This is a genomic window from Hydrogenophaga sp. (assembly GCF_051858985.1).
In the GTDB taxonomy this organism is placed as follows: domain Bacteria; phylum Pseudomonadota; class Gammaproteobacteria; order Burkholderiales; family Burkholderiaceae_C; genus Hydrogenophaga.
The window spans coordinates 102,527-120,142 of sequence record NZ_JBHYGM010000005.1 but is presented as its reverse complement, the minus strand read 5'-3'; the positions used below and the strand labels follow the sequence as shown (position 1 = coordinate 120,142).

Annotated in this window: 20 protein-coding genes; 10 read left to right on the top strand and 10 right to left on the bottom strand. The window is 65.2% G+C overall.

Going from position 1 to position 17,616, the window contains the following annotated elements; all coding sequences use genetic code 11:
- Window positions 1-152: 152 nt before the first annotated feature.
- The 3 genes from ACTIEY_RS20025 to ACTIEY_RS20015 all read left to right on the top strand — a co-directional run bounded on the left by ACTIEY_RS20025 (window position 153) and on the right by ACTIEY_RS20015 (window position 4,503).
- Entirely contained in the window at window positions 153-1,682 is a 1,530-nt protein-coding gene (locus ACTIEY_RS20025) for a BCCT family transporter (protein ID WP_439520913.1), read from the top strand.
- Window positions 1,679-2,359, top strand: coding sequence for a MarC family protein (locus ACTIEY_RS20020; protein ID WP_439520912.1), 681 nt, complete (start codon window positions 1,679-1,681; stop codon window positions 2,357-2,359). The genes ACTIEY_RS20025 and ACTIEY_RS20020 overlap by 4 nt, the downstream gene beginning before the upstream one ends.
- Before the next feature lie 71 nt (window positions 2,360-2,430).
- Window positions 2,431-4,503 (top strand): ATP-binding protein, encoded by a 2,073-nt coding sequence (locus ACTIEY_RS20015; RefSeq protein WP_439520911.1) that lies wholly within the window; start codon window positions 2,431-2,433, stop codon window positions 4,501-4,503.
- Between the two features lie 3 nt (window positions 4,504-4,506).
- Here the strand turns inward: ACTIEY_RS20015 and katG are convergent, their stop codons facing one another.
- The 8 genes from katG to ACTIEY_RS19975 form a co-directional block, all read right to left on the bottom strand.
- The gene (katG, locus tag ACTIEY_RS20010; RefSeq protein WP_439520910.1) at window positions 4,507-6,699 is read right to left on the bottom strand and encodes a catalase/peroxidase HPI; all 2,193 of its coding nucleotides are present in this window, start codon (window positions 6,697-6,699) and stop codon (window positions 4,507-4,509) included.
- Window positions 6,700-6,828: 129 nt separating this feature from the next.
- Entirely contained in the window at window positions 6,829-7,440 is a 612-nt protein-coding gene (locus ACTIEY_RS20005; protein ID WP_439520909.1) for a DNA-3-methyladenine glycosylase I, read from the bottom strand.
- Between the two features lie 22 nt (window positions 7,441-7,462).
- On the bottom strand, window positions 7,463-7,753 hold the full coding sequence (locus tag ACTIEY_RS20000) for a GNAT family N-acetyltransferase (RefSeq protein WP_439520908.1): 291 nt from the start codon (window positions 7,751-7,753) through the stop codon (window positions 7,463-7,465).
- Between the two features lie 4 nt (window positions 7,754-7,757).
- Entirely contained in the window at window positions 7,758-8,051 is a 294-nt protein-coding gene (locus ACTIEY_RS19995; protein WP_439520907.1) for a GNAT family N-acetyltransferase, read from the bottom strand.
- A gap of 116 nt (window positions 8,052-8,167) precedes the next feature.
- Window positions 8,168-8,389: a DUF4287 domain-containing protein gene (locus tag ACTIEY_RS19990; protein ID WP_439520906.1), complete on the bottom strand. Its 222-nt coding sequence runs from the start codon at window positions 8,387-8,389 to the stop codon at window positions 8,168-8,170.
- A gap of 140 nt (window positions 8,390-8,529) precedes the next feature.
- Window positions 8,530-9,078 (bottom strand): GNAT family N-acetyltransferase, encoded by a 549-nt coding sequence (locus ACTIEY_RS19985; protein WP_439520905.1) that lies wholly within the window; start codon window positions 9,076-9,078, stop codon window positions 8,530-8,532.
- Between the two features lie 63 nt (window positions 9,079-9,141).
- Window positions 9,142-9,669 carry a DUF3455 domain-containing protein gene (locus ACTIEY_RS19980; RefSeq protein WP_439520904.1) on the bottom strand — a complete coding sequence of 176 codons (528 nt, stop codon included), beginning with the start codon at window positions 9,667-9,669 and terminating at the stop codon, window positions 9,142-9,144.
- Window positions 9,666-9,830 (bottom strand): hypothetical protein, encoded by a 165-nt coding sequence (locus ACTIEY_RS19975; protein WP_439521002.1) that lies wholly within the window; start codon window positions 9,828-9,830, stop codon window positions 9,666-9,668. The genes ACTIEY_RS19980 and ACTIEY_RS19975 overlap by 4 nt, the downstream gene beginning before the upstream one ends.
- A gap of 144 nt (window positions 9,831-9,974) precedes the next feature.
- On the opposite strand from ACTIEY_RS19975, the gene ACTIEY_RS19970 reads away from it, so the two are divergent.
- On the top strand, window positions 9,975-10,868 hold the full coding sequence (locus tag ACTIEY_RS19970; RefSeq protein ID WP_439520903.1) for an AraC family transcriptional regulator: 894 nt from the start codon (window positions 9,975-9,977) through the stop codon (window positions 10,866-10,868).
- 39 nt (window positions 10,869-10,907) lie between these two features.
- Window positions 10,908-11,837: a DMT family transporter gene (locus ACTIEY_RS19965; protein ID WP_439520902.1), complete on the top strand. Its 930-nt coding sequence runs from the start codon at window positions 10,908-10,910 to the stop codon at window positions 11,835-11,837.
- On the opposite strand, the gene ACTIEY_RS19960 is transcribed toward ACTIEY_RS19965, so the two are convergent.
- Window positions 11,830-12,738 carry a LysR substrate-binding domain-containing protein gene (locus ACTIEY_RS19960; RefSeq protein ID WP_439520901.1) on the bottom strand — a complete coding sequence of 303 codons (909 nt, stop codon included), beginning with the start codon at window positions 12,736-12,738 and terminating at the stop codon, window positions 11,830-11,832. The genes ACTIEY_RS19965 and ACTIEY_RS19960 overlap by 8 nt on opposite strands.
- 69 nt (window positions 12,739-12,807) lie before the next feature.
- Here ACTIEY_RS19960 and ACTIEY_RS19955 point away from each other — a divergent pair, with 69 nt between their 5' ends.
- The 5 genes from ACTIEY_RS19955 (at window position 12,808) to ACTIEY_RS19935 (ending at window position 16,589) form a co-directional block, all read left to right on the top strand.
- Window positions 12,808-13,536 carry a TSUP family transporter gene (locus tag ACTIEY_RS19955; RefSeq protein ID WP_439520900.1) on the top strand — a complete coding sequence of 243 codons (729 nt, stop codon included), beginning with the start codon at window positions 12,808-12,810 and terminating at the stop codon, window positions 13,534-13,536.
- A 48-nt stretch (window positions 13,537-13,584) separates the two neighbouring features.
- On the top strand, window positions 13,585-14,613 hold the full coding sequence (locus ACTIEY_RS19950; protein ID WP_439520899.1) for an AraC family transcriptional regulator: 1,029 nt from the start codon (window positions 13,585-13,587) through the stop codon (window positions 14,611-14,613).
- A gap of 11 nt (window positions 14,614-14,624) precedes the next feature.
- Complete coding sequence (locus ACTIEY_RS19945; protein ID WP_439520898.1) at window positions 14,625-15,656, top strand: AraC family transcriptional regulator; 1,032 nt, start codon at window positions 14,625-14,627, stop codon at window positions 15,654-15,656.
- Window positions 15,657-15,666: 10 nt separating this feature from the next.
- Entirely contained in the window at window positions 15,667-16,080 is a 414-nt protein-coding gene (locus ACTIEY_RS19940; RefSeq protein ID WP_439520897.1) for a hypothetical protein, read from the top strand.
- A 143-nt stretch (window positions 16,081-16,223) separates the two neighbouring features.
- On the top strand, window positions 16,224-16,589 hold the full coding sequence (locus ACTIEY_RS19935) for a DUF2917 domain-containing protein (protein WP_439520896.1): 366 nt from the start codon (window positions 16,224-16,226) through the stop codon (window positions 16,587-16,589).
- Here ACTIEY_RS19935 and ACTIEY_RS19930 read toward each other — a convergent pair.
- Window positions 16,534-17,532 carry an AraC family transcriptional regulator gene (locus tag ACTIEY_RS19930; RefSeq protein WP_439520895.1) on the bottom strand — a complete coding sequence of 333 codons (999 nt, stop codon included), beginning with the start codon at window positions 17,530-17,532 and terminating at the stop codon, window positions 16,534-16,536. The genes ACTIEY_RS19935 and ACTIEY_RS19930 overlap by 56 nt on opposite strands.
- Window positions 17,533-17,616 lie beyond the last annotated feature (84 nt).

Below are 17,616 nucleotides of genomic sequence, written 5' to 3'. Positions count from 1 at the left end.
CTGACACATCGGGCCACCGCCGCCGTCGTTTCCCTCACCACCGATCCGGTGCACCCACCTTCAGCCCGCGCCCTCACAGGCCGGGGTGAACTTGACCGCTTTCAAAAGGCGGCACATGGTGCTGGGCACCCCATTCCTGGAGGAGTCATTTCATGCAACTCATCGTCTCGGCCGGTCTCATCGTGGCCATCGTCATCTGGGGCGTTCTCGCCCCGGCGTCACTGGCCTCGGTGTTCGACACCGCGCTGGCCGCCACCACGCGCGATTTCGGCTGGTTCTACCTGTGGGTGGTGCTCGGCCTCGTGGTCTTCGCGCTCGTGCTCGCCTTCAGCCGCTACGGCGATCTCAAGCTCGGCAGCGAGGACGACGAGCCCGAGTTCTCACTCGGCTCCTGGTTCTCCATGCTCTTCGCCGCCGGCATGGGCATTGGCCTGGTGTTCTGGGGCGTGGCCGAACCCATCTCGCACTACGGTGCACCGCCACCCGGCATCGCCCCCAACACACCCGAAGCGGCCAACGCCGCCATGCGCTACAGCTTCTTCCACTGGGGCCTGCACCCCTGGGCGGTCTACAGCGTGGTGGCCCTGGCCATTGCGTTCTTCCAGTTCCGCAAAGGCGGCTCCGCGCTGGTGAGCACGGCGGTGCAGAGCCTACCCTGGGCCCCCATGAAGAAGCTCGGGCCGGTGGTCAATGTGCTGGCGGTGATTGCCACCGCGTTCGGTGTGGCCGCCTCGCTGGGCATGGGCGCGCTGCAGATCAACAGCGGGCTCAACGCCATGTTCGGCCTGCCGGTGGGCGATGCATCGCAGGTCGGCATCATCGTCGTCACCACCGTGCTGTTCCTGGCGTCGGCCGTTACGGGCGTCACCCGCGGCATCAAGTGGCTGTCCAACATCAACCTCCTGCTCGCCTCGATGCTGGCGCTGGCGGTCTTCGCCTTCGGCCCGACCGTGGCCATCATCGACACCTTCACCACCACGCTGGGCAGCTACGTCAGCGAGTTCGTGCGCATGAGCCTGCGCATGACACCGTTCCGCGACAGCGGCTGGGTGAGTGGCTGGACCATCTTCTACTGGGCCTGGTGGGTGAGCTGGTCGCCGTTCGTGGGGCTGTTCATCGCGCGCGTCTCGCGCGGGCGCACCATCCGCGAATTTGTGCTGGGCACCATGCTCGCGCCCACGCTGGCGGCTTTCGTCTGGTTCTCCGTGTTCGGCGGCACCGCGCTCCATTTCGAGATCATGCGCGACCTGCCAATGGCAGAAGCGGTCAAGGCCGACGTGTCCACCGCCCTGTTCGCGCTGTTCGAGGCCTTGCCCATGGCGGGTCTGATGTCGGGCATCGCCACCATCCTCGTCATGCTCTTCTTCATCACCTCGGGCGACTCCGCCACGCTGGTGCTGGGCATGATGAGCTCGGGCGGCAATGAAAACCCCAGCGCGCGCATCAAGATCGTGTGGGGGGTGCTGATCTCGGGCATCGCCATCAGCCTGTTGCTGGCCGGCGGACTCAAGGCCGTGCAGACCGCGACCATCGTGTTCGCCTTGCCCTTCACGCTGGTGATCGTGCTCATGGCGGTGGCCCTGTGGCGAGGCGTGCGTGACGACCACCACGAAGAGCAACGGCGCGAGCGCGAGCTGCGTCGCCGCATGCGCAGCATGGTGGAACCTCCGCCCGCTGCATGACCTTCGAACTGCTGCTCGCGCTGGGCAAGAGCTTCCTGTTCGTGTTCGCTGCGTTGCTGCCGATCCTGAACCCGGCGGCCACCGCGCCCATCTTCCTCGGGCTCACCGAGGGCGCGGCGCCGGCCACGCGTGCGTTGCTGGCCCGGCGCATCGCGCGCAACATGATCTTTCTCATGGTGGGGTCGATGCTGGTGGGCAGCTACGTGCTGGACTTCTTCGGCATCTCGCTGCCCATCGTGCGCGTGGGGGGTGGGCTCATCGTGGCCTCGGCCGCCTGGCGCCTGCTCAACACCAGCCACGCCAGCGACGACCGTCGCGCCGCGCTGGCCGAGGCCTTCACGCCAGAGCAGGCCCGCCGCCAGGCGTTCTACCCGCTCACCTTTCCCATCAGTTGTGGCCCCGGCTCCATCGCGGCGGCCATCACGGTGGGCGTGGCCTTGCACGATCAGCAGCTCGGCCTGTCGCTGGCCCGCATCGGCGGCGGCGTGCTCGCGGTGCTCGCCATCGGCGTCGTGCTGTACCTCGCCTTTCGCTATGCCCAGCGCCTGCTGCGGCCGCTCGGCGAGGCCGGCACGGTCATCTTCCTGCGCCTGTCGGCCTTCATCCTGCTGTGCCTGGGCGTGCAGATCGTGTGGGATGGCTTGAGCGAGCTGTTGCGCGGCCTGCTGGTGGACTGAGACATTTCCCTCTTCCTGCGATCGGCATCTGCACCTAGACTGAGCCATCGTTCCACCCAGGAAGGCCCGGCATGAGAAGGCGAACCCGGTTGCTGCTGGCGCTCGTGGCGCTGCTGACCCTGCTCTCGGCCAGCTTTCTCTGGTGGCAGTCGGAGCGCTCCAGGCATCAGCAGCGCGAGCAACTGCTCGCGCAGGCCGACCAGCGCAGCCTGCAGCTGGCCGACGCCATGGCCAACCAGGTGGGCGCGCTGCTCAGCGTGCTCGACCTCGAACTGGGCGGCCTGCGGCGCGAATGGGCGCGCGATCCCGCTGGCATCGATGTGGAGGCGCAGGCCCTGCTGGCGGCGCTGCCGGCCGGCTTCGTCACCCATATCTCGCTCACGGACGCCCAGGGATACGTCGTCTACAACAGCCGTGGTGTGCCCGAACGCCCCTTCGTGGGAGACCGCGAGCACTTTCAAATTCTGCAGAAATCCGGAGCCGACCGTCTGATCATCGGCAAGCCGGTCTACTCGCGCGTGGTCAATGAATGGACTTTCGTGGTCAGCCGCCCGCTGCGGCGCAACGGCCGCTTCGACGGCACCGTGCAGTTCCTCGTGTCGACCGATTACCTCTCGCGACGGCTGGCCGCCCTGCAGCTGTCGCCCAGGGACGTGGTGGCCCTGGTTCACACCGACGGCACCTTTCTCGCTCGCAGCCGCGACAACGCCAGCGCCATGGGCCAGCGCGTGCCGGCAGACCGCCCGTACCTCGACACCACCCGGACCGAACAGGCCGGGATCTTCCACGTGGAGGGCCTGCTCGATGGCACGCCGCGCACCTACGGCTGGCACCGAACGCCTGAGCATGGCCTGGTGGTGGCGATCGGTCTGGAGCGGGCCTCTGTGCTCGAACCGGTCGAGGCGGGACTGGCGCGTTCACAGGCGGCTACCGGCGCACTGGTGTTGCTGCTGTTGCTGTGCGGCGGTTACATCGTCTGGCTGCTGCTGCGCGCCGAGCGGGCGCAGGTGGCGCTGAAAGACAGCGAAGCGCGCCTGAAGGAAGCACAGAAGCTTGCGCAGTTGGGCAGCTGGCAACTGGACCTGCACGACAACCGCCTGAACTGGTCCGACGAGATCTACCGCATCCTGGAGGTCGACCCCGGGGAGGCGCCGTCGTACAAGCACTTCATCGGCGCCGTGCACCCGGAAGACCGCGCCCTCATCAACCGCACCTACAAGGTTTCGGTGGAAGGCCGGACGCCGTATGAGGTGGTGCATCGACTGCTCATGGGCGATGGCCGGGTGAAGCACGTGCGAGAAGCCGGCTTCACGCAGTTCGATGGCGACCAGCCCGCGCGCAGCGTGGGCACCGTGCAGGACATCACCGAAATGCACCGGGCTGAAGAAGCCCTGCGCAAGCTCAACGAAGAACTGGAGGTGCGCGTGGCCGAGCGCACGCGCGAACTCTCCATGCTCAACCGCGAACTCGAAGCCTTCGCCTACAGCGTCTCGCACGACCTGCGCACGCCGCTGCGCACCATCGACGGCTTCGCGCGTGTCATCGAGGAAGACGACGGCGACAAGCTCAGCCCGCAGGGGCGGGGCCACCTGCGGCGCATCATCGCCGCGGTGCATCGCATGGGCCGGCTGACGTCCGACCTGCTGGCGCTCGCGCAGGTCAGCCGCGCCGAACTGCGCCTGGAGCCGGTGGACCTGAGCGCGATCGCGCGCACGGTGGCCGACGAGCTGGCCCGCAGCGATGCGGACCGCAGCGTGGCCTGGCACATCGAGGACGGCCTGCAGGTGGTGGCAGACCCGGGCCTGATGCGCGTGGTGCTGGAGAACCTTCTGGGCAACGCTTGGAAGTACACCGGCCAGACGGCGAACGCGCGCATCGAGTTCACGCGCGCTCCCGAGGGCCTTGACGACGGAGCGCCAGCGTTCTGTGTGCGCGACAACGGCGCCGGCTTCGACATGACCTACGCCTCGCAGCTCTTCGAACCCTTCAAGCGGCTGCACCGCCCGCAGGAGTTCGAAGGGTCGGGCGTGGGGCTGGCCACGGTGCACCGCGTGATCGAACGCCATGGAGGGCGCGTGCGGGGCGAGGGCGTGGTGGGGCAGGGCGCGGCATTCTCTTTCAGCGTGGCCGCGCCCGGCCACTGAACATCACCTCAGGTCGTAGCGGTCCAGGTTCATCACCTTGGTCCACGCGGCGGCGAAGTCGCGCACGAAATCCGTCTGCGCATCGCTGGACGCGTACACCTCGGCCAGTGCGCGCAGCACCGAGTTGGAGCCGAACACCAGGTCCACGGCGGTGCCGGTCCACTTGAGCGCACCGCTGGTGCGGTCACGCCCTTCCAGGACGCCCGCTGTGGTGGCGGAGCGCGTCCACACCGTGCGCATGTCCAGCAGGTTGACGAAGAAGTCGTTCGTCAGCGTGCCGGGCCGGTTGGTGAACACGCCGTGCGCGGTCTGGCCGGCATTCGCGTTGAGCGCGCGCAGGCCGCCGATCAGCACCGTCATCTCCGGTGCGGTCAGCGTCAGCAGGTTGGCCCGGTCCAGCAGGCGTTCGGCCACCGAGTTTTCCAGGCCGGCCTGGGCGAAGTTGCGGAAACCGTCGGCGGTGGGCTCCATCACCGCAAAGGCTTGCACATCGGTCTGCTCCTGCGATGCGTCGGTGCGGCCGGGTGAGAACGGCACGGTCACGCTGTGGCCCGCCTTCTTCGCCGCTTCCTCCACAGCGGCGGAGCCGGCCAGCACGATCAGGTCAGCCAGCGAAATCTTCTTGCCGCCCGGCTGCGCGCTGTTGAATTCCTGCTGGATCGCTTCCAGTTTCTGCAGCACCTTGGCCAGTTCGGCGGGCTGGTTGACTTCCCAGTCCTTCTGCGGCGCCAGGCGAATGCGTGCGCCGTTGGCGCCACCGCGCTTGTCCGAGCCGCGGAAGGTGGATGCCGATGCCCAGGCCGTGATGACGAGCTGAGAGACCGACAGGCCCGAGGCCAGCACCTTCGTCTTGAGCGCTGCCACGTCCGCTTCGTTCACCAGCGCGTGGTCCACGGCAGGCACCGGGTCCTGCCAGATCAGTTCTTCCCTGGGCACCAGCGGACCCAGGTAGCGCGAGAGCGGGCCCATGTCGCGGTGCGTGAGCTTGAACCAAGCGCGGGCAAAGGCGTCGGCGAATTCCTGCGGGTTCTGGTGGAAGTGGCGCGAGATCTTTTCGTACGCCGGGTCCATGCGCAGCGCCATGTCGGCCGTGGTCATCATGGGCGCGTGGCGCTTTGAAGGGTCGTGTGCGTCGGGCACCAGCGTGGCGGCCGCGGGGTCTTTCGGTTTCCACTGGTGAGCCCCGGCCGGGCTCTTCGTGAGTTCCCATTCGCGACCGAACAGGGTGTCGAAATAGCTCATGTCCCACTGTGTGGGCGTGGGCGTCCACGCGCCTTCGATGCCGCTGGTGATGGTGTTCACGCCGTGACCGGCACCAAAACTGTTCTTCCAGCCCAGGCCCTGTTCTTCCAGCGTCGCGCCTTCAGGTTCCTTGCCCATGTACTGGCCCGGGTCGCCCGCGCCGTGGCTCTTGCCGAAGGTGTGGCCGCCGGCCACCAGGGCCACGGTCTCGTAGTCGTCCATCGCCATGCGGGCAAAGGTGTCGCGGATGTCGCGCGCCGAGCCCAGGGGGTCGGGTCGGGCGTTGGGCCCTTCGGGGTTCACATAGATCAGGCCCATCTGCACGGCGCCCAGCGGGTTCTCCAGGTCGCGGTCACCGCTGTAGCGCTCGTCGCCCATCCATTCCGATTCCGGGCCCCAGTAGATGTCTTCGGGTTCCCACACGTCGGGGCGGCCGCCGGCGAAGCCGTAGGTCTTGAAGCCCATCGAATCCAGCGCCACGTTGCCGGTCAGGATCATCAGGTCGGCCCACGAGATCTTGCGGCCGTACTTCTGCTTGATCGGCCACAGCAGGCGGCGCGCCTTGTCCAGGTTGCCGTTGTCGGGCCAGCTGTTGAGTGGCGCGAAACGCTGCGTGCCCGAACCCGCACCACCGCGACCGTCGGCAATGCGGTAGGTGCCGGCGCTGTGCCAGGCCATGCGGATGAAGAACGGGCCGTAGTGTCCGTAGTCGGCTGGCCACCAGTCCTGCGAATCGGTCATGAGCGCGTGCAGGTCCTTGATCACCGCGTCCAGGTCCAGCGTCTTGAATTCCCTGGCGTAGTCGAACTCGTCGCCCATGGGGTCGTTCAAGGGTGAATGCTGGTTGAGCAGCTTCACGTTGAGCTGGTTCGGCCACCAGGTGGCGTTGTTGGAAGCACCGCCAATGGTGTTGCGGGGGGCGCCCGAGAAGGGGCACTTGGCTTCGGTCGACATGGGATTCTCCATTGAGGTTGTTGTTCGCGAGAGGGTGAGCCGGCAGTCTAGTTTCTGCCGGCGCATCGTCCAACGAAGTTTTCCCAATGACGCCCATAGCCCAGCAAAGAGCTCGGCTTTGCATTCAACTCAAGAAGGTCGCACGAACTTCGAGCGAGCGCGTTCCGCTTGCGCCCGCGTCACGCAGCCGGTGGCGTGGTCATTGACCAGCCCCATGGCCTGCATGAAGGCGTACACGGTGGTCGGGCCCACGAACTTCCAGCCGCGCTTCTTCAGGTCTTTCGACAAGGCGATCGAGGTCGCCGATGTGGACGCGGTCTGCGGCTCGCCCAGCGTGGCAACGTCGGGCTCGTGCCGCCAGAAGTAGGCGGCCAGCGAGCCTTCCTGCGCGGCGAGCTCCTGTGCCATGCGCGCGTTGTGAATCACCGCCTCGATCTTGCCGCGGTGCCGCACGATGCCCGCGTCGCTCAGCAGCCGTTCGATGTCGATTTCGCCAAAGCGCGCCACTCTCGACACATCGAAGCCATGGAAGGCCGCGCGAAAGTTGTCGCGCTTGGCCAGGATGGTGCGCCAGCTCAGGCCCGACTGGAAACCTTCCAGGCACAGCTTCTCGAACAGGCGCAGGTCGTCCTTCACCGGAAATCCCCACTCGGTGTCGTGGTAGTGGAAGAACTCGGGTGCGGCCGCGCACCAGCGGCAACGCGGCTGACCATCGGGGCCAGGAATGGTGGTGTTGCTCACGGCTCTCGGCAGGCGCTTGCGCTCAGTCGCGCAGCACGTCGCGGATCGACGGGTCCTTGTCGAACTGCGACTTCGCAAACGGGCAGAGCGCGATCACCTTGGTCTTCGACTCGCGCGCCCACGCCACCAGTGCGTCGAGCAACTGGCGTCCCATGCCCTGTCCTTTCAGGCTTTCGTCCACCTCGGTGTGGTCGATGACGATCAGCGATTCATTGACGCGGCTGTAGGTCATCTCCGCCAGGCGCCTGCCTTCGTGCTGGAACACGAAAGCGCCTTTCGAGCCTTCTTCCTGTTGCTGGATCGGATGGGTCATGGGTTCACTCCTGGGCCAGCACGTCGCGAATGGAGGGGTCGCGATCGAACTGCACTTGCACATACGAACAGACGGGCACCACCTTGGTGTCGTTCTCCCGCGCCCAGGCCACCATGGCGTCCTGGAGCTGGCGCGCGACACCCTGCCCGCGCAGGCTCGGGTCCACAAAGGTGTGGTCCACCACCACCAGTGAAGGGTTGGTGCGGGTGTAGGTCATTTCGGCAATGCGCCGGCCGTCGCGCAGGATGACGAAAGCGCCGCGCGACGCGCTCTCCTGATGCTGGATGGGGTGTGTCATGAACGTAGTTTGCCTCACCGCAGCCCATCGTCCGTGCGCGGCCGCAGGAGCCCTGTCAACGGCTCTGGGATTTCCTGCGCGACGCTCGGGACGCACCCTCAGCCAGCAGCGACACGTCAGAGCTTCCTGACCTGCGCCATGAATGCCGCCACCAGCGCATTCGCATGCCCGTGACCCATGGCGTGCTCGGTCTTGAGCAGGGTCACCAGTTCCATGTGCTTCAGAGGACCGGCCTGCTTCAGCACCTGCATCCAGTGGTCGATGGGTTGGCCGTAGTTCTTCTCGATGGACGGAAAGTACGAGGCCGGGCCTTTGATTTTTTCCGGGTTGGTTGCCATGGCGGGTCCTTCAAGTGGTGATGGTGCACCGACGACGAAGCAGGTGCCTGAAATTCGACCATATCCTGAAAAATTCAGGCTTCCAGAAACACAAACGCATCACACCCGGCCACCCACGCCAGGAGGGATCGGTAGGTTCCTCAGGGTCTCCGAAGGCTCCATTTCCATACCTTTTCGAATTCAGCGTTCGGCAACTCCGCGACCATGGACATGCCGACCTTGTTCAGGACTGCGGTGGACGCGTTCTCCTGCGCCAAGGTGTGCGCCACCACCGCAATCACGCCCCTCCTGGAGAACGCGAGTTGAATCAGCGAAATGGCCGCCGCCGTCGCCCAACCCTTGTTCCGAAAGGGCGTCGCTATCTCGTAGCCGATTTCCACTTCGCCGGCTTCGTCGGGAGGTGCCCCAAACCCGCCGTTTCCTACGAGGACGCCCACGGCTGGGCAGACAAAGAAGTACGAGGGCCAGAGTTCTGAAAGCACGCTGTCTTCACCACGAACCTCAAACGCTTCGGGGAATTCTGGCCAATCCTCCGGGATGCTGACACCAAGTACTTCTTGCAGGTGTGGTTTACCTCTCTTCAACGCGAGCTTGTGCACCGTCTTGACCGGCACCAGTTTGATCTGCGGAATCGTCATGGGAAGGGAGGCGCGAAGCCCAGGGTCATTGACCTGATTGCTGACATTCATAAGGAATTCTTCGGAGGGTCAGTGCCCACGTGCAGAGAACGAGCGGTGTGGATCCGGAGCCCATCATGGTGGACTGCTCCGCTGAACGAAGAGCACGTAGTCCGCGCGGTACGCCATGTGCGCGCGCTGGCCTATCGTGGCGGCGCTGCAGCCGTGGTCAGGCGGTAGCCCACCGATCGTGTTCACGCGCTGTACGCTGGTCACCCGTGAAAAGACGCCCACCGAGAGTCCTTGTTGCCGAGCGGTGATCAACAGCCAGGGGATGGCACCTGCCCGTGGTGCGGCCATGCGCGTGCGCACGGTGCCGTCGAAGCGGCTCCCGTCTTCGTGCTCCCAGGAGGGTCCGGCGCCATGGCGACCGATGCGCCGACCGGTCGCGTCGAACAGGTCCGCCTCGGGTGCTATGAGCGTCCACGCTGGCACTGCGCCAGGTGCCGCGCTGCACTCGTGAATCTGGACGCCGTGGGCTGCCACCGTCATCACGGGGAGTTCGCCAGACGGTGCCGCGATCTCCGAGCTGGCGCAGCCGGCTGCAGCCGCGCCGGCCAGCGCAAGCAGCAAGGCGAGACGGTGTGAGTAAATGGTGCTCATGGCACCGCTTCCGCAGGCGTTTCGCCGACAATCTGCAGGGTGGTGTCCACGACGGCGTGGTCGCCGCTCGACCAGGCGGCCTGCTGGCGCAGCTTGAAGGCGGTGAAGTCCTGCGTGGGGTCCTTGATGGAACTGACAGGGGTGGCAAAGGCGGATGTCATGGTGTCTTGCGTGAAATTGAAGTGGCCCCGACACTTCGTCGGTCGGTGTGCATATGGTTGCCGTTCGCGCTGTTGCGCGCTTCACTCGGCGTCGCGCGACCTTGCTCGAACGTCCTTTCATTCGATCCGAGTTTTTCCAGACTGATGGTGAACGAACGCAGCCTCCAACACAGGGGCGGCACGAGTGCAAGCTCCGCCGTGCGTGCCGAACTGTTGCCAAGCTCGTTGCCCGGTGTTCAGGCCATCCGGATCAGTTCGACGCGGTCATTCGACAAACACTGGCACAGCACTTTCGGATTTGGCGTGATGGAGCAAGGCGGCCATCGCTCGGCCAGCGGCCGGGGGCAGGTGGATGTGCTGGCGGGCCATGTGCTGACTCACAACCCCGGGGAGGTCCATGACGGCGCCCCTCTCCAGAGAGAAGGTCGCCGTTGGGTCATGCTGCACGTGGATGTGAACATCATGCGTTCGCTCGGCGGCCAGACCGACGCAAGCAACGACACCGATGTGGAGTTCACCCGACCGGTGTTGCAGGACCCCCGGTTGGTGGTTCAACTGCAGCGGCTGTTCAAGGCATGGTCACAACGCTCCGCCCGCGAAGCGCATGACGGCCTGACGCGTCTGGCTGACGAATCGGCCTTGACTCTTTTGTGCACCCACGTGCTCACGCATCACAGCACGGCCCGACCGCCCTCGAATGCCCCTGTTGCCATCTGCAAGGTGCGCGACATGCTGGCGGCCGAAGTGCTCGATCCGCCATCGCTGCAAGACTTGTCCGCGCCACTGGGCCTGAGCCGCTACCAGCTGTTGCGTCGCTTCACCGAGGTGTATGGCCTCCCGCCCCATGCCTGGCTGCGAGCCTACCGACTGGAGCGAGCCCGCGCGCTGATCGCGCAGGGCGTGCCCCTGGCGGTCACCGCCGCAGAATGCGGCTTTGCCGATCAAAGCCACATGACCCGCACCTTCCGGACATTGCTCGGCTATTCGCCTGGCGCCAGCCAGCGCGTGCTGCAACCGCGTTCAAGACAAGACTCCTGAAGCTGTTCAAAGTGGGCCCTGGTTCAACCGAGGGCACGCATGGAACATTCGATCAGGGACAACGCAAAAGGGCAGCGCCACGGTCAGTTGCTGTGTGTACTGGCCATGGTGCTGGTGGGCTCCACGGTCCCGGCCAGCAAGCTGATCGGCGAGACCATGGACCCCTTCGTGGCGACGGCTCTGCGCCACGCCGCAGCCTTGCCCGTGCTGCTGATCGGGTTGTTGCTGCAATCAACGGCCTGGCCCAGGCTTTGCCGACATGACCGGTTCGTGCTGTTGATGCAGGCAGCTGCGGGCAGCGTTGGCTACACGGTGTTGTTGATTTCCGGCGTGCAGATGGCCAGTGCGGCTGACGCCAGCGTGGTGACCGGAACGCTGCCTGCGGTGGCGGCGTTGTTGTCCTTCGCGTTTCTGGGTGAGCGCCCCAAGCTTCGCTCTCTTGCCTCAATCGGCTTGGCCACTGCAGGCGTTGTTCTTCTGACGCTGGTCAACCCCGATGCCGGCACAGCCGCGCCATCAGAAAGCCGCTTCCTCGGCATGTCACTGATACTCGGCGCGGTCGCCTGCGAGGCCGTTTTCATTCTGGGCCAAGGGCGATTGAGAGCGACCCTCACGCCATTGCAGATGTCCATCGCGATGAGTGCGGGCGGATTGGTTCTGTGCGCACTTCCAGCGGCTGTGCGCTGGCCGGTAGGTGGTGTGCTTTGGCAAAGCACGGCCATTGCGGGTGTTTTGTACTACGCCTGGGTGGGCACCGTGGGTGGCTTCGTGCTGTGGTACGCCGGCGCTGCAAGAACCTCCGCCGCCGGCGCCGCCCTGGCCACCGCTTTTCTGCCCTTGTCAGCCTTCGCCCTGTCCGCCTGGTGGCTGGCGGAACCGATTCACTCCCTGCAGTGGCTGTCCATGGGTCTGGTGCTGATCGCCACGGCGTTGCCACTTTTGCTTGGCAAGCATCGGGATGTCAGGTGAGGGTCGTGCGCTCATGTGCTCCACGTGCACGAATCAACTCGAACAGTGCCTGGGCGGGTGGGGAGAGCACAGCTCCTTTTCGGCGCAGAAGGACAAAAGTGCGCTCTACGCAGGGGTCCTTCAATGCAATGAGCTTGAGATTCGGGTACGCACCCGGAGGGATCGACAACTGAGGCACGATCGCTGCACCCAGGCCCTGTGCCACCAGACCTACCGCCGTGGAGCTGCGTTCCACCTCGTAAGTGGCCGGCAACTGGATGTTCAGCGGGCCCAATACGGTGTCAAGCAGGGGTCGATTGCCGCTTCCGCTCCCGGGGACGATCAGCGCATGGCCCTGCAGTTCATCCCAACGCAGCGTGCGCCTGCGGGCAAGGGGATGATCGCGCCTGCAGATCAGGCAGAGGCGGTCGGCGAGCACCGGGATGCTCTCCAGATCCGAGAACTGCGCATTCGCCATGTTGATGCCGAATTCCGCTTCGCGCTTCTGCACCGCTTCTGCCACGCCGTACGAGGTGTGGTCGAGGATGCGGATGCGGTTGTCGGGGTGGCGGCGGCTGTACTCGCCAAGAAGAGTAGGCAGAAAGCGAACGCCCACAGTGGGTACGCAGGCGATCGTCACCGTGCCGCGCTGTGCCTGTCCGCTGGCGCTGATTTCCCTGAAAGCCGTGGAGAGCTCGTCGAGCAGGCTGCGCGCGCGCGGCAGGAAGCTGGTCCCGGCCGGCGTGAGTGCGACCGAGCGCGTGGTTCGCTCCAGCAGCTGCACGCCCAGTTGTGTCTCAAGGTTGCTCAGACGACGCGTCAACGCAGGCGAGGTCACCGACAGGCTGTCTGCCGCGCGCGCAAAGCTTCTGAGCGTTGCGATGGTCACGAAGGCCTGCATTCCGAGCACATCGATTTTCATCAAAGAAATGCAACAGTTGGTGCGATAAATTCATTTTACGCACTTAATAAAGCTTCTCAAAATCCGCGCATGTTGATCATCCTGCTCCCCTCGGTACTCCTGACATCGTTGCTTTCGGGCGTGTTTGGAATGGCCGGCGGAATGCTGCTGATGGGCATGCTGCTCGTGCTCTTCTCGGTAGAAAAGGCCATGTTTGTCCATGGGGTGGCGCAGTTCGCATCCAATGGTTGGAGGGCGGTGCTCTGGTGGCGATACATCTCATGGCGGGTGTTCCGAGGATATGCACTCGGCGCCGCGCTCGTGATGACCGTGGCGACGACAGCCCAGGTGACCCCAAGTCGCCCTGTTGTCATGCTGATGCTTGGCGCTGCACCCTTTGTGGCTTTCATGCTCCCTTCCCGGCTGCAACTGAACGTCGAGCGCAAGGGCCACCCTTTCGTCTGCGGGTCGACGTGCATGGCCATTCAAATGTTCAGTGGCGTGTCTGGACCTCTGCTTGACACCTTCTTCGTCCGTTCCGCCATGGACCGCCGCCAGGTGGTGTCCACAAAGGCCGCTGTGCAGACCCTGAGTCACGCCCTGCGAATGGCCTTCTTCGGATGGGTGATTGCTGTTGCCGAGTCACCGATCAGCACAAGCCAGGCCGTTCTGGTCGTTGTTTGCGCCATCGCCGGAACGAGTGCATCGAAGCTGATACTGGATCGCATCACCGACGTGAATTTTCGCCTCGTCACGCAACACCTGGTGCTCGTGCTCGGTGCGGGCTATTGCGCAGCGGGTGGCTGGCTGTTGTTCTGAGTCATGGGTTTGTCGTTTCTGATGGACGCATTCGAAAGTCACAAGTGGATGGAGCCCCAGGTGAACCCTCTTCTTGACCCACTCTCCGACGTACTGCGCAGCGTGCGGCTGCGCGGTTCGGCCTTCTTCCATGTGAGTTGCCGCGACCAGTGGTGCGCCTATGCCCCGCCTTCGAGCGAGTTGGCACCGGCCGTGATGCCCGGCGCCGAGCATGTCCTGGAGTACCACCTGTTCGCGAAAGGCGAAGGCTGGATTGGTGTGGATGGTGAGCCACCCCTGCGCATGCGCGAGGGCGATATCGTGATGCTGCCCCACGGCGACGCGCACACCGTTTCCAGTGCGCCGGGCTTGCCCCCCGCGGAGGAGGGCGACTGGCTGTTCAGCAGGCGGGGCGACCCGAAGCCGATCCCCATCACGTACCGCGGCGGCATGTTCGAGCCGAGCAGGCAGTTGCCGGTGGGCGACGCCAGCGCCATCATCGTGTGCGGCTTCATCGCTTGCGACCTCAAACCCTTCAACCCGCTGATCGACGCGCTGCCGAGGCTGTTGCACCTGCCCTCCGAAGGTGTCGGCGCCTGGGTGGCACCGATGCTGGAGCATGCGGTATCCGAATCGAGTGATCGGCGTCCTGGAACCGCAGCTCTGTTGCAACGGGTCAGCGAAATGATTTTTGTGGATGGCGCGCGGCGCTATCTGGACGCGCTGTCCTCCGACGCGCCCGGCTGGTTGGGTGCGCTGAGAGACCGCCATGTGGGTCGCGCCATCACGCTGATGCATGGCGATCCCGCCGAGCCATGGACGCTGGAAGAACTCGGCCGTCGGGTGGGACTGTCTCGGTCAGCGCTGCACGAACGCTTCGTCGCGCTAGCGGGGCTGGCACCGATGCAGTACCTGGCCAACTGGCGCATGCAGTGCGGTGCCCGGTTGCTGCGGGAGGGGCGCCTGAGCGTTGCATCCATCGCACAGGAGGTGGGATACGATTCCGAAGCAGCCTTCTCGCGCGCTTTCAAGCGAGCCACCGGCCTGCCCCCAGCGACCTGGCGGCGTGCACAGATGCAGTCAGTTGTCACGACTTGATGGAGCCGACATTGAACGCTCATCTTGACCCTCTTTCCGACGTGTTGCGCAGCGTGCGCCTGCGTGGCTCGGTGTTCTTTCACATGAGTTGTCGCGACGACTGGTCGGTCCAGGCGCCGGGCGGACGCACCATCGGGCCAGCCGTGATACCGGGTGCCGAGCATGTGATCGAGTACCACATGTTCGTGAAGGGCGGCGGGTGGGTTGGGGTAGACGGTGAACCGCCGCTTCGCATGCAAGAAGGCGACATCGTGATGCTTCCGCACGGCGATGCGCACGTGGTCTCCAGCAGGCCGGGCCTGAAGCCCATCGAGAAGGACAACGATGGCATGCTCGGCCGGGTGCTCGAAGGCGAGCGGGCCATCCCCATCACCTGCAGCGGAGGCGCCTGCCTGGTGGGATCGGGCCTGCCGCGAGAGCAGGCCAGCACCGTGGTGGTCTGCGGCTTCATCGCCTGCGACGTGAGGCCATTCAACCCATTGGTCAACACCTTGCCCAGGCTTTTGCACCTGCCGGCCGGTGGCATGGACGCCTGGGTGGCTCCCATGCTCGAACACGCGGCCGCGGAGACCAAGGCCCGTCGCGCCGGCAGCGCCGCACTGCTGCAACGTGTAAGCGAGATGGTGTTCGTCGACGGCGCGCGGCGCTATCTCGATGCGTTGCCAGCTGACGCCAAGGGATGGCTGGGAGCCCTTCGCGACCGCCAGGTGGGCCGCGCGATCACGTTGATGCATGGCGATCCCGCCGAGCCATGGACGCTGGAGGAACTCGGCCGCCGCGTGGGACTTTCGCGCTCGGCGCTGCACGACCGGTTTGTCTTGCTGACCGGGTTCGCGCCTATGCAGTACCTGGCCAACTGGCGCATGCAGTGCGGGGCGCGCTTGCTGCGTGAAGGCCACGGCAGCGTGGCCGCCGTGGCACTCGACGTGGGTTACGAATCGGAGGCGGCTTTCTCGCGTGCATTCAAGCGCGCCACGGGACTTCCACCGGCCACATGGCGACGCGCACAAGACCAGGAGTTGGCTGCCCCCCAACCCGCCTGAAGAGGCCCGCATGAACGACAGCCTGGATCGTCTCGCCCGACAGATGGAACTCGATGCTCCTGGGCACGAACGCCTTCGAATGGCATTTGGTCACGCTTGCGTGATGCGCGTGAAGCACCTGCTCGAAGATCCGGCCGTTGTCGAATGCGTGGATGGGCTCGGCCGGTTTCTGGAGGGAAAGCTGGATGAAGCCCAGCGCGATCGGCTCGCTGCGGAAGCCTCCCGCCTGGCCACTGGCCACCAGGGCTCCAAGTCAATCGATGGCTGTGGCCACGCGGCCGTCTCGGCCACCTACGCGGTCGCCAACGCGCTGGCGGGCAAAGCACTTCAGGCGGCCGATTACGCCGCCTATGCCCTGGTCTACGCCGCGGGCGGCTACGGTGCGGTGGCCGAGCGTGAATCGTTCGAACGAGAGTTTGAATAGCAGGTGCGACACCTGGCAGCCCTGGCGCAAGACGCACGAGCAAACGCCGAAGACACCCGGTAGAGCGCCGGATCGGAAATCGGGGAATGATGGGTTCCATTCTTCGATGCCTTGGCATGCCAAGTCTCTACCTGGGCCTTCACATGAACATCTCAATCACAAAATCGATACCGATCACCCGCGATGAATGCATCCGCCAGATGACGCTTCAAAAAGGCGCGCTTGTCTCCGTCATGAAACCCGCCGCACTGACCGTCGAATGCCTTCGCGGGCTTGTCTGGATCACTCACGACAACGAACCGCACGACGTCATCCTGACGCCGGGACAGATGCATCTTGCGCAGAGCGACGCGCGGATGATCGTCCAGGGCTTGTCGGACAGCGACATGCGGATCCATCATCGGCGCGAACGAAACCGTGTCGCTTTCCTGGGACGCTTTCGCTGGTGGCGGCTCATCCTGTCTCGGAGCGCCGCCACGCCGCTGGCGGCTGGCCCACGAGTCGCTTGAAAGCCCTCGCAAAAGCGGCTTCGGAGTCATAGCCCACTTCCTGCGCTACCGTGGCCACTTTCGCGTGGCCTTTGCGCAGCAGGCCTGCGCCCAGTTGCATGCGCCAGTGCGTCAGGTACTGCATGGGCGCCTGCCCGGTCAGTTCGACGAACCGATCGTGCAGTGCCGATCGCGATAGCCCGACCTGCCGCCCCAGCTCTTCCACGCTCCAGGGTTCGGCCGGTCGTTCATGCAGCAATGAAATGGCCTGACCGACGTGCCGGTCGCGCAGGGCACCCAGCCATCCAGACGATCCCGGCGGCAGCGATTCCAGGTAGCGCCGCGCCGCATCCACGAACACGAATTCGCTGGCCCGTTCCAGCACAGCGGCGCTGCCGGCGCGGCGTTCGCGCGACTCGGACACCGCCTGGTCGAGCAGCTGCATCGTCCAGGCGCCCAAGGCGCCGGCGCGCAGGTGCAGTTGTGGCGGGAGTGCGTTGATCAACGGGTTGAAGGGCTTCATGTCGCAGGCCACGAAGCCACACACCACCACGGAACGGGCGTCGTCCGCAGGGCCGGGCAGCCCAGGCCGCAGCACGCCACGGTGGTAGGCCACCGGTATGGGTTTTGGATCGTTGCGCGTCTCGTAGCGCCAACTGCTTTCGTCGGCGATGGCGTGCATGCCGGGTGCACTGGAAATCACGTGGCCGTCCCCTCGGGGAAACATGACGATGTCCCCGGTGGCCAGCCGAACAGGGGTCTGACCATCGGAGGCGGCCCAGCCTTCGCCCTTGGCCATCAGGTGATAGGCGAGCACGTGGTCGGCGCCGGGCATGAGTGCTCCGGCGAGCATGGCTGATGGTGGCGTCTCGGCGGCCCAATCGCCGTCGAAGCTCACGTAATAGAAGATCGCGCCGCGCAGGCGGACGCTGCGCAACACATCGGACAACGGATCGTGGCTCATGGTTTTGGGCTGCCCGGTGTTTCGGTCAATCCGCGCGGACGCACGGCAAAGTCCCGGCGCTCCGCACTGCCAATGGCGGACGCA

Bases quoted from the DNA above. Each gene is read 5' to 3' on its own strand.
- katG (WP_439520910.1), bottom strand. From the start codon at position 6,699: ATGTCGACCGAAGCCAAGTGCCCCTTCTCGGGCGCCCCCCGCAACACC.
- ACTIEY_RS19960 (WP_439520901.1), bottom strand. From the start codon at position 12,738: ATGAAAATCGATGTGCTCGGAATGCAGGCCTTCGTGACCATCGCAACG.
- ACTIEY_RS20020 (WP_439520912.1), top strand. From the start codon at position 1,679: ATGACCTTCGAACTGCTGCTCGCGCTGGGCAAGAGCTTCCTGTTCGTG.
- ACTIEY_RS19985 (WP_439520905.1), bottom strand. From the start codon at position 9,078: ATGAATGTCAGCAATCAGGTCAATGACCCTGGGCTTCGCGCCTCCCTT.
- ACTIEY_RS19930 (WP_439520895.1), bottom strand. From the start codon at position 17,532: ATGAGCCACGATCCGTTGTCCGATGTGTTGCGCAGCGTCCGCCTGCGC.
- ACTIEY_RS20015 (WP_439520911.1), top strand. From the start codon at position 2,431: ATGAGAAGGCGAACCCGGTTGCTGCTGGCGCTCGTGGCGCTGCTGACC.
- ACTIEY_RS19995 (WP_439520907.1), bottom strand. From the start codon at position 8,051: ATGACACACCCCATCCAGCATCAGGAGAGCGCGTCGCGCGGCGCTTTC.
- ACTIEY_RS20000 (WP_439520908.1), bottom strand. From the start codon at position 7,753: ATGACCCATCCGATCCAGCAACAGGAAGAAGGCTCGAAAGGCGCTTTC.
- ACTIEY_RS20025 (WP_439520913.1), top strand. From the start codon at position 153: ATGCAACTCATCGTCTCGGCCGGTCTCATCGTGGCCATCGTCATCTGG.
- ACTIEY_RS19950 (WP_439520899.1), top strand. From the start codon at position 13,585: ATGGAGCCCCAGGTGAACCCTCTTCTTGACCCACTCTCCGACGTACTG.
- ACTIEY_RS19980 (WP_439520904.1), bottom strand. From the start codon at position 9,669: ATGAGCACCATTTACTCACACCGTCTCGCCTTGCTGCTTGCGCTGGCC.
- ACTIEY_RS19975 (WP_439521002.1), bottom strand. From the start codon at position 9,830: ATGACATCCGCCTTTGCCACCCCTGTCAGTTCCATCAAGGACCCCACG.
- ACTIEY_RS19935 (WP_439520896.1), top strand. From the start codon at position 16,224: ATGAACATCTCAATCACAAAATCGATACCGATCACCCGCGATGAATGC.
- ACTIEY_RS19965 (WP_439520902.1), top strand. From the start codon at position 10,908: ATGGAACATTCGATCAGGGACAACGCAAAAGGGCAGCGCCACGGTCAG.
- ACTIEY_RS19940 (WP_439520897.1), top strand. From the start codon at position 15,667: ATGAACGACAGCCTGGATCGTCTCGCCCGACAGATGGAACTCGATGCT.
- ACTIEY_RS19955 (WP_439520900.1), top strand. From the start codon at position 12,808: ATGTTGATCATCCTGCTCCCCTCGGTACTCCTGACATCGTTGCTTTCG.
- ACTIEY_RS19990 (WP_439520906.1), bottom strand. From the start codon at position 8,389: ATGGCAACCAACCCGGAAAAAATCAAAGGCCCGGCCTCGTACTTTCCG.
- ACTIEY_RS19970 (WP_439520903.1), top strand. From the start codon at position 9,975: ATGGTGAACGAACGCAGCCTCCAACACAGGGGCGGCACGAGTGCAAGC.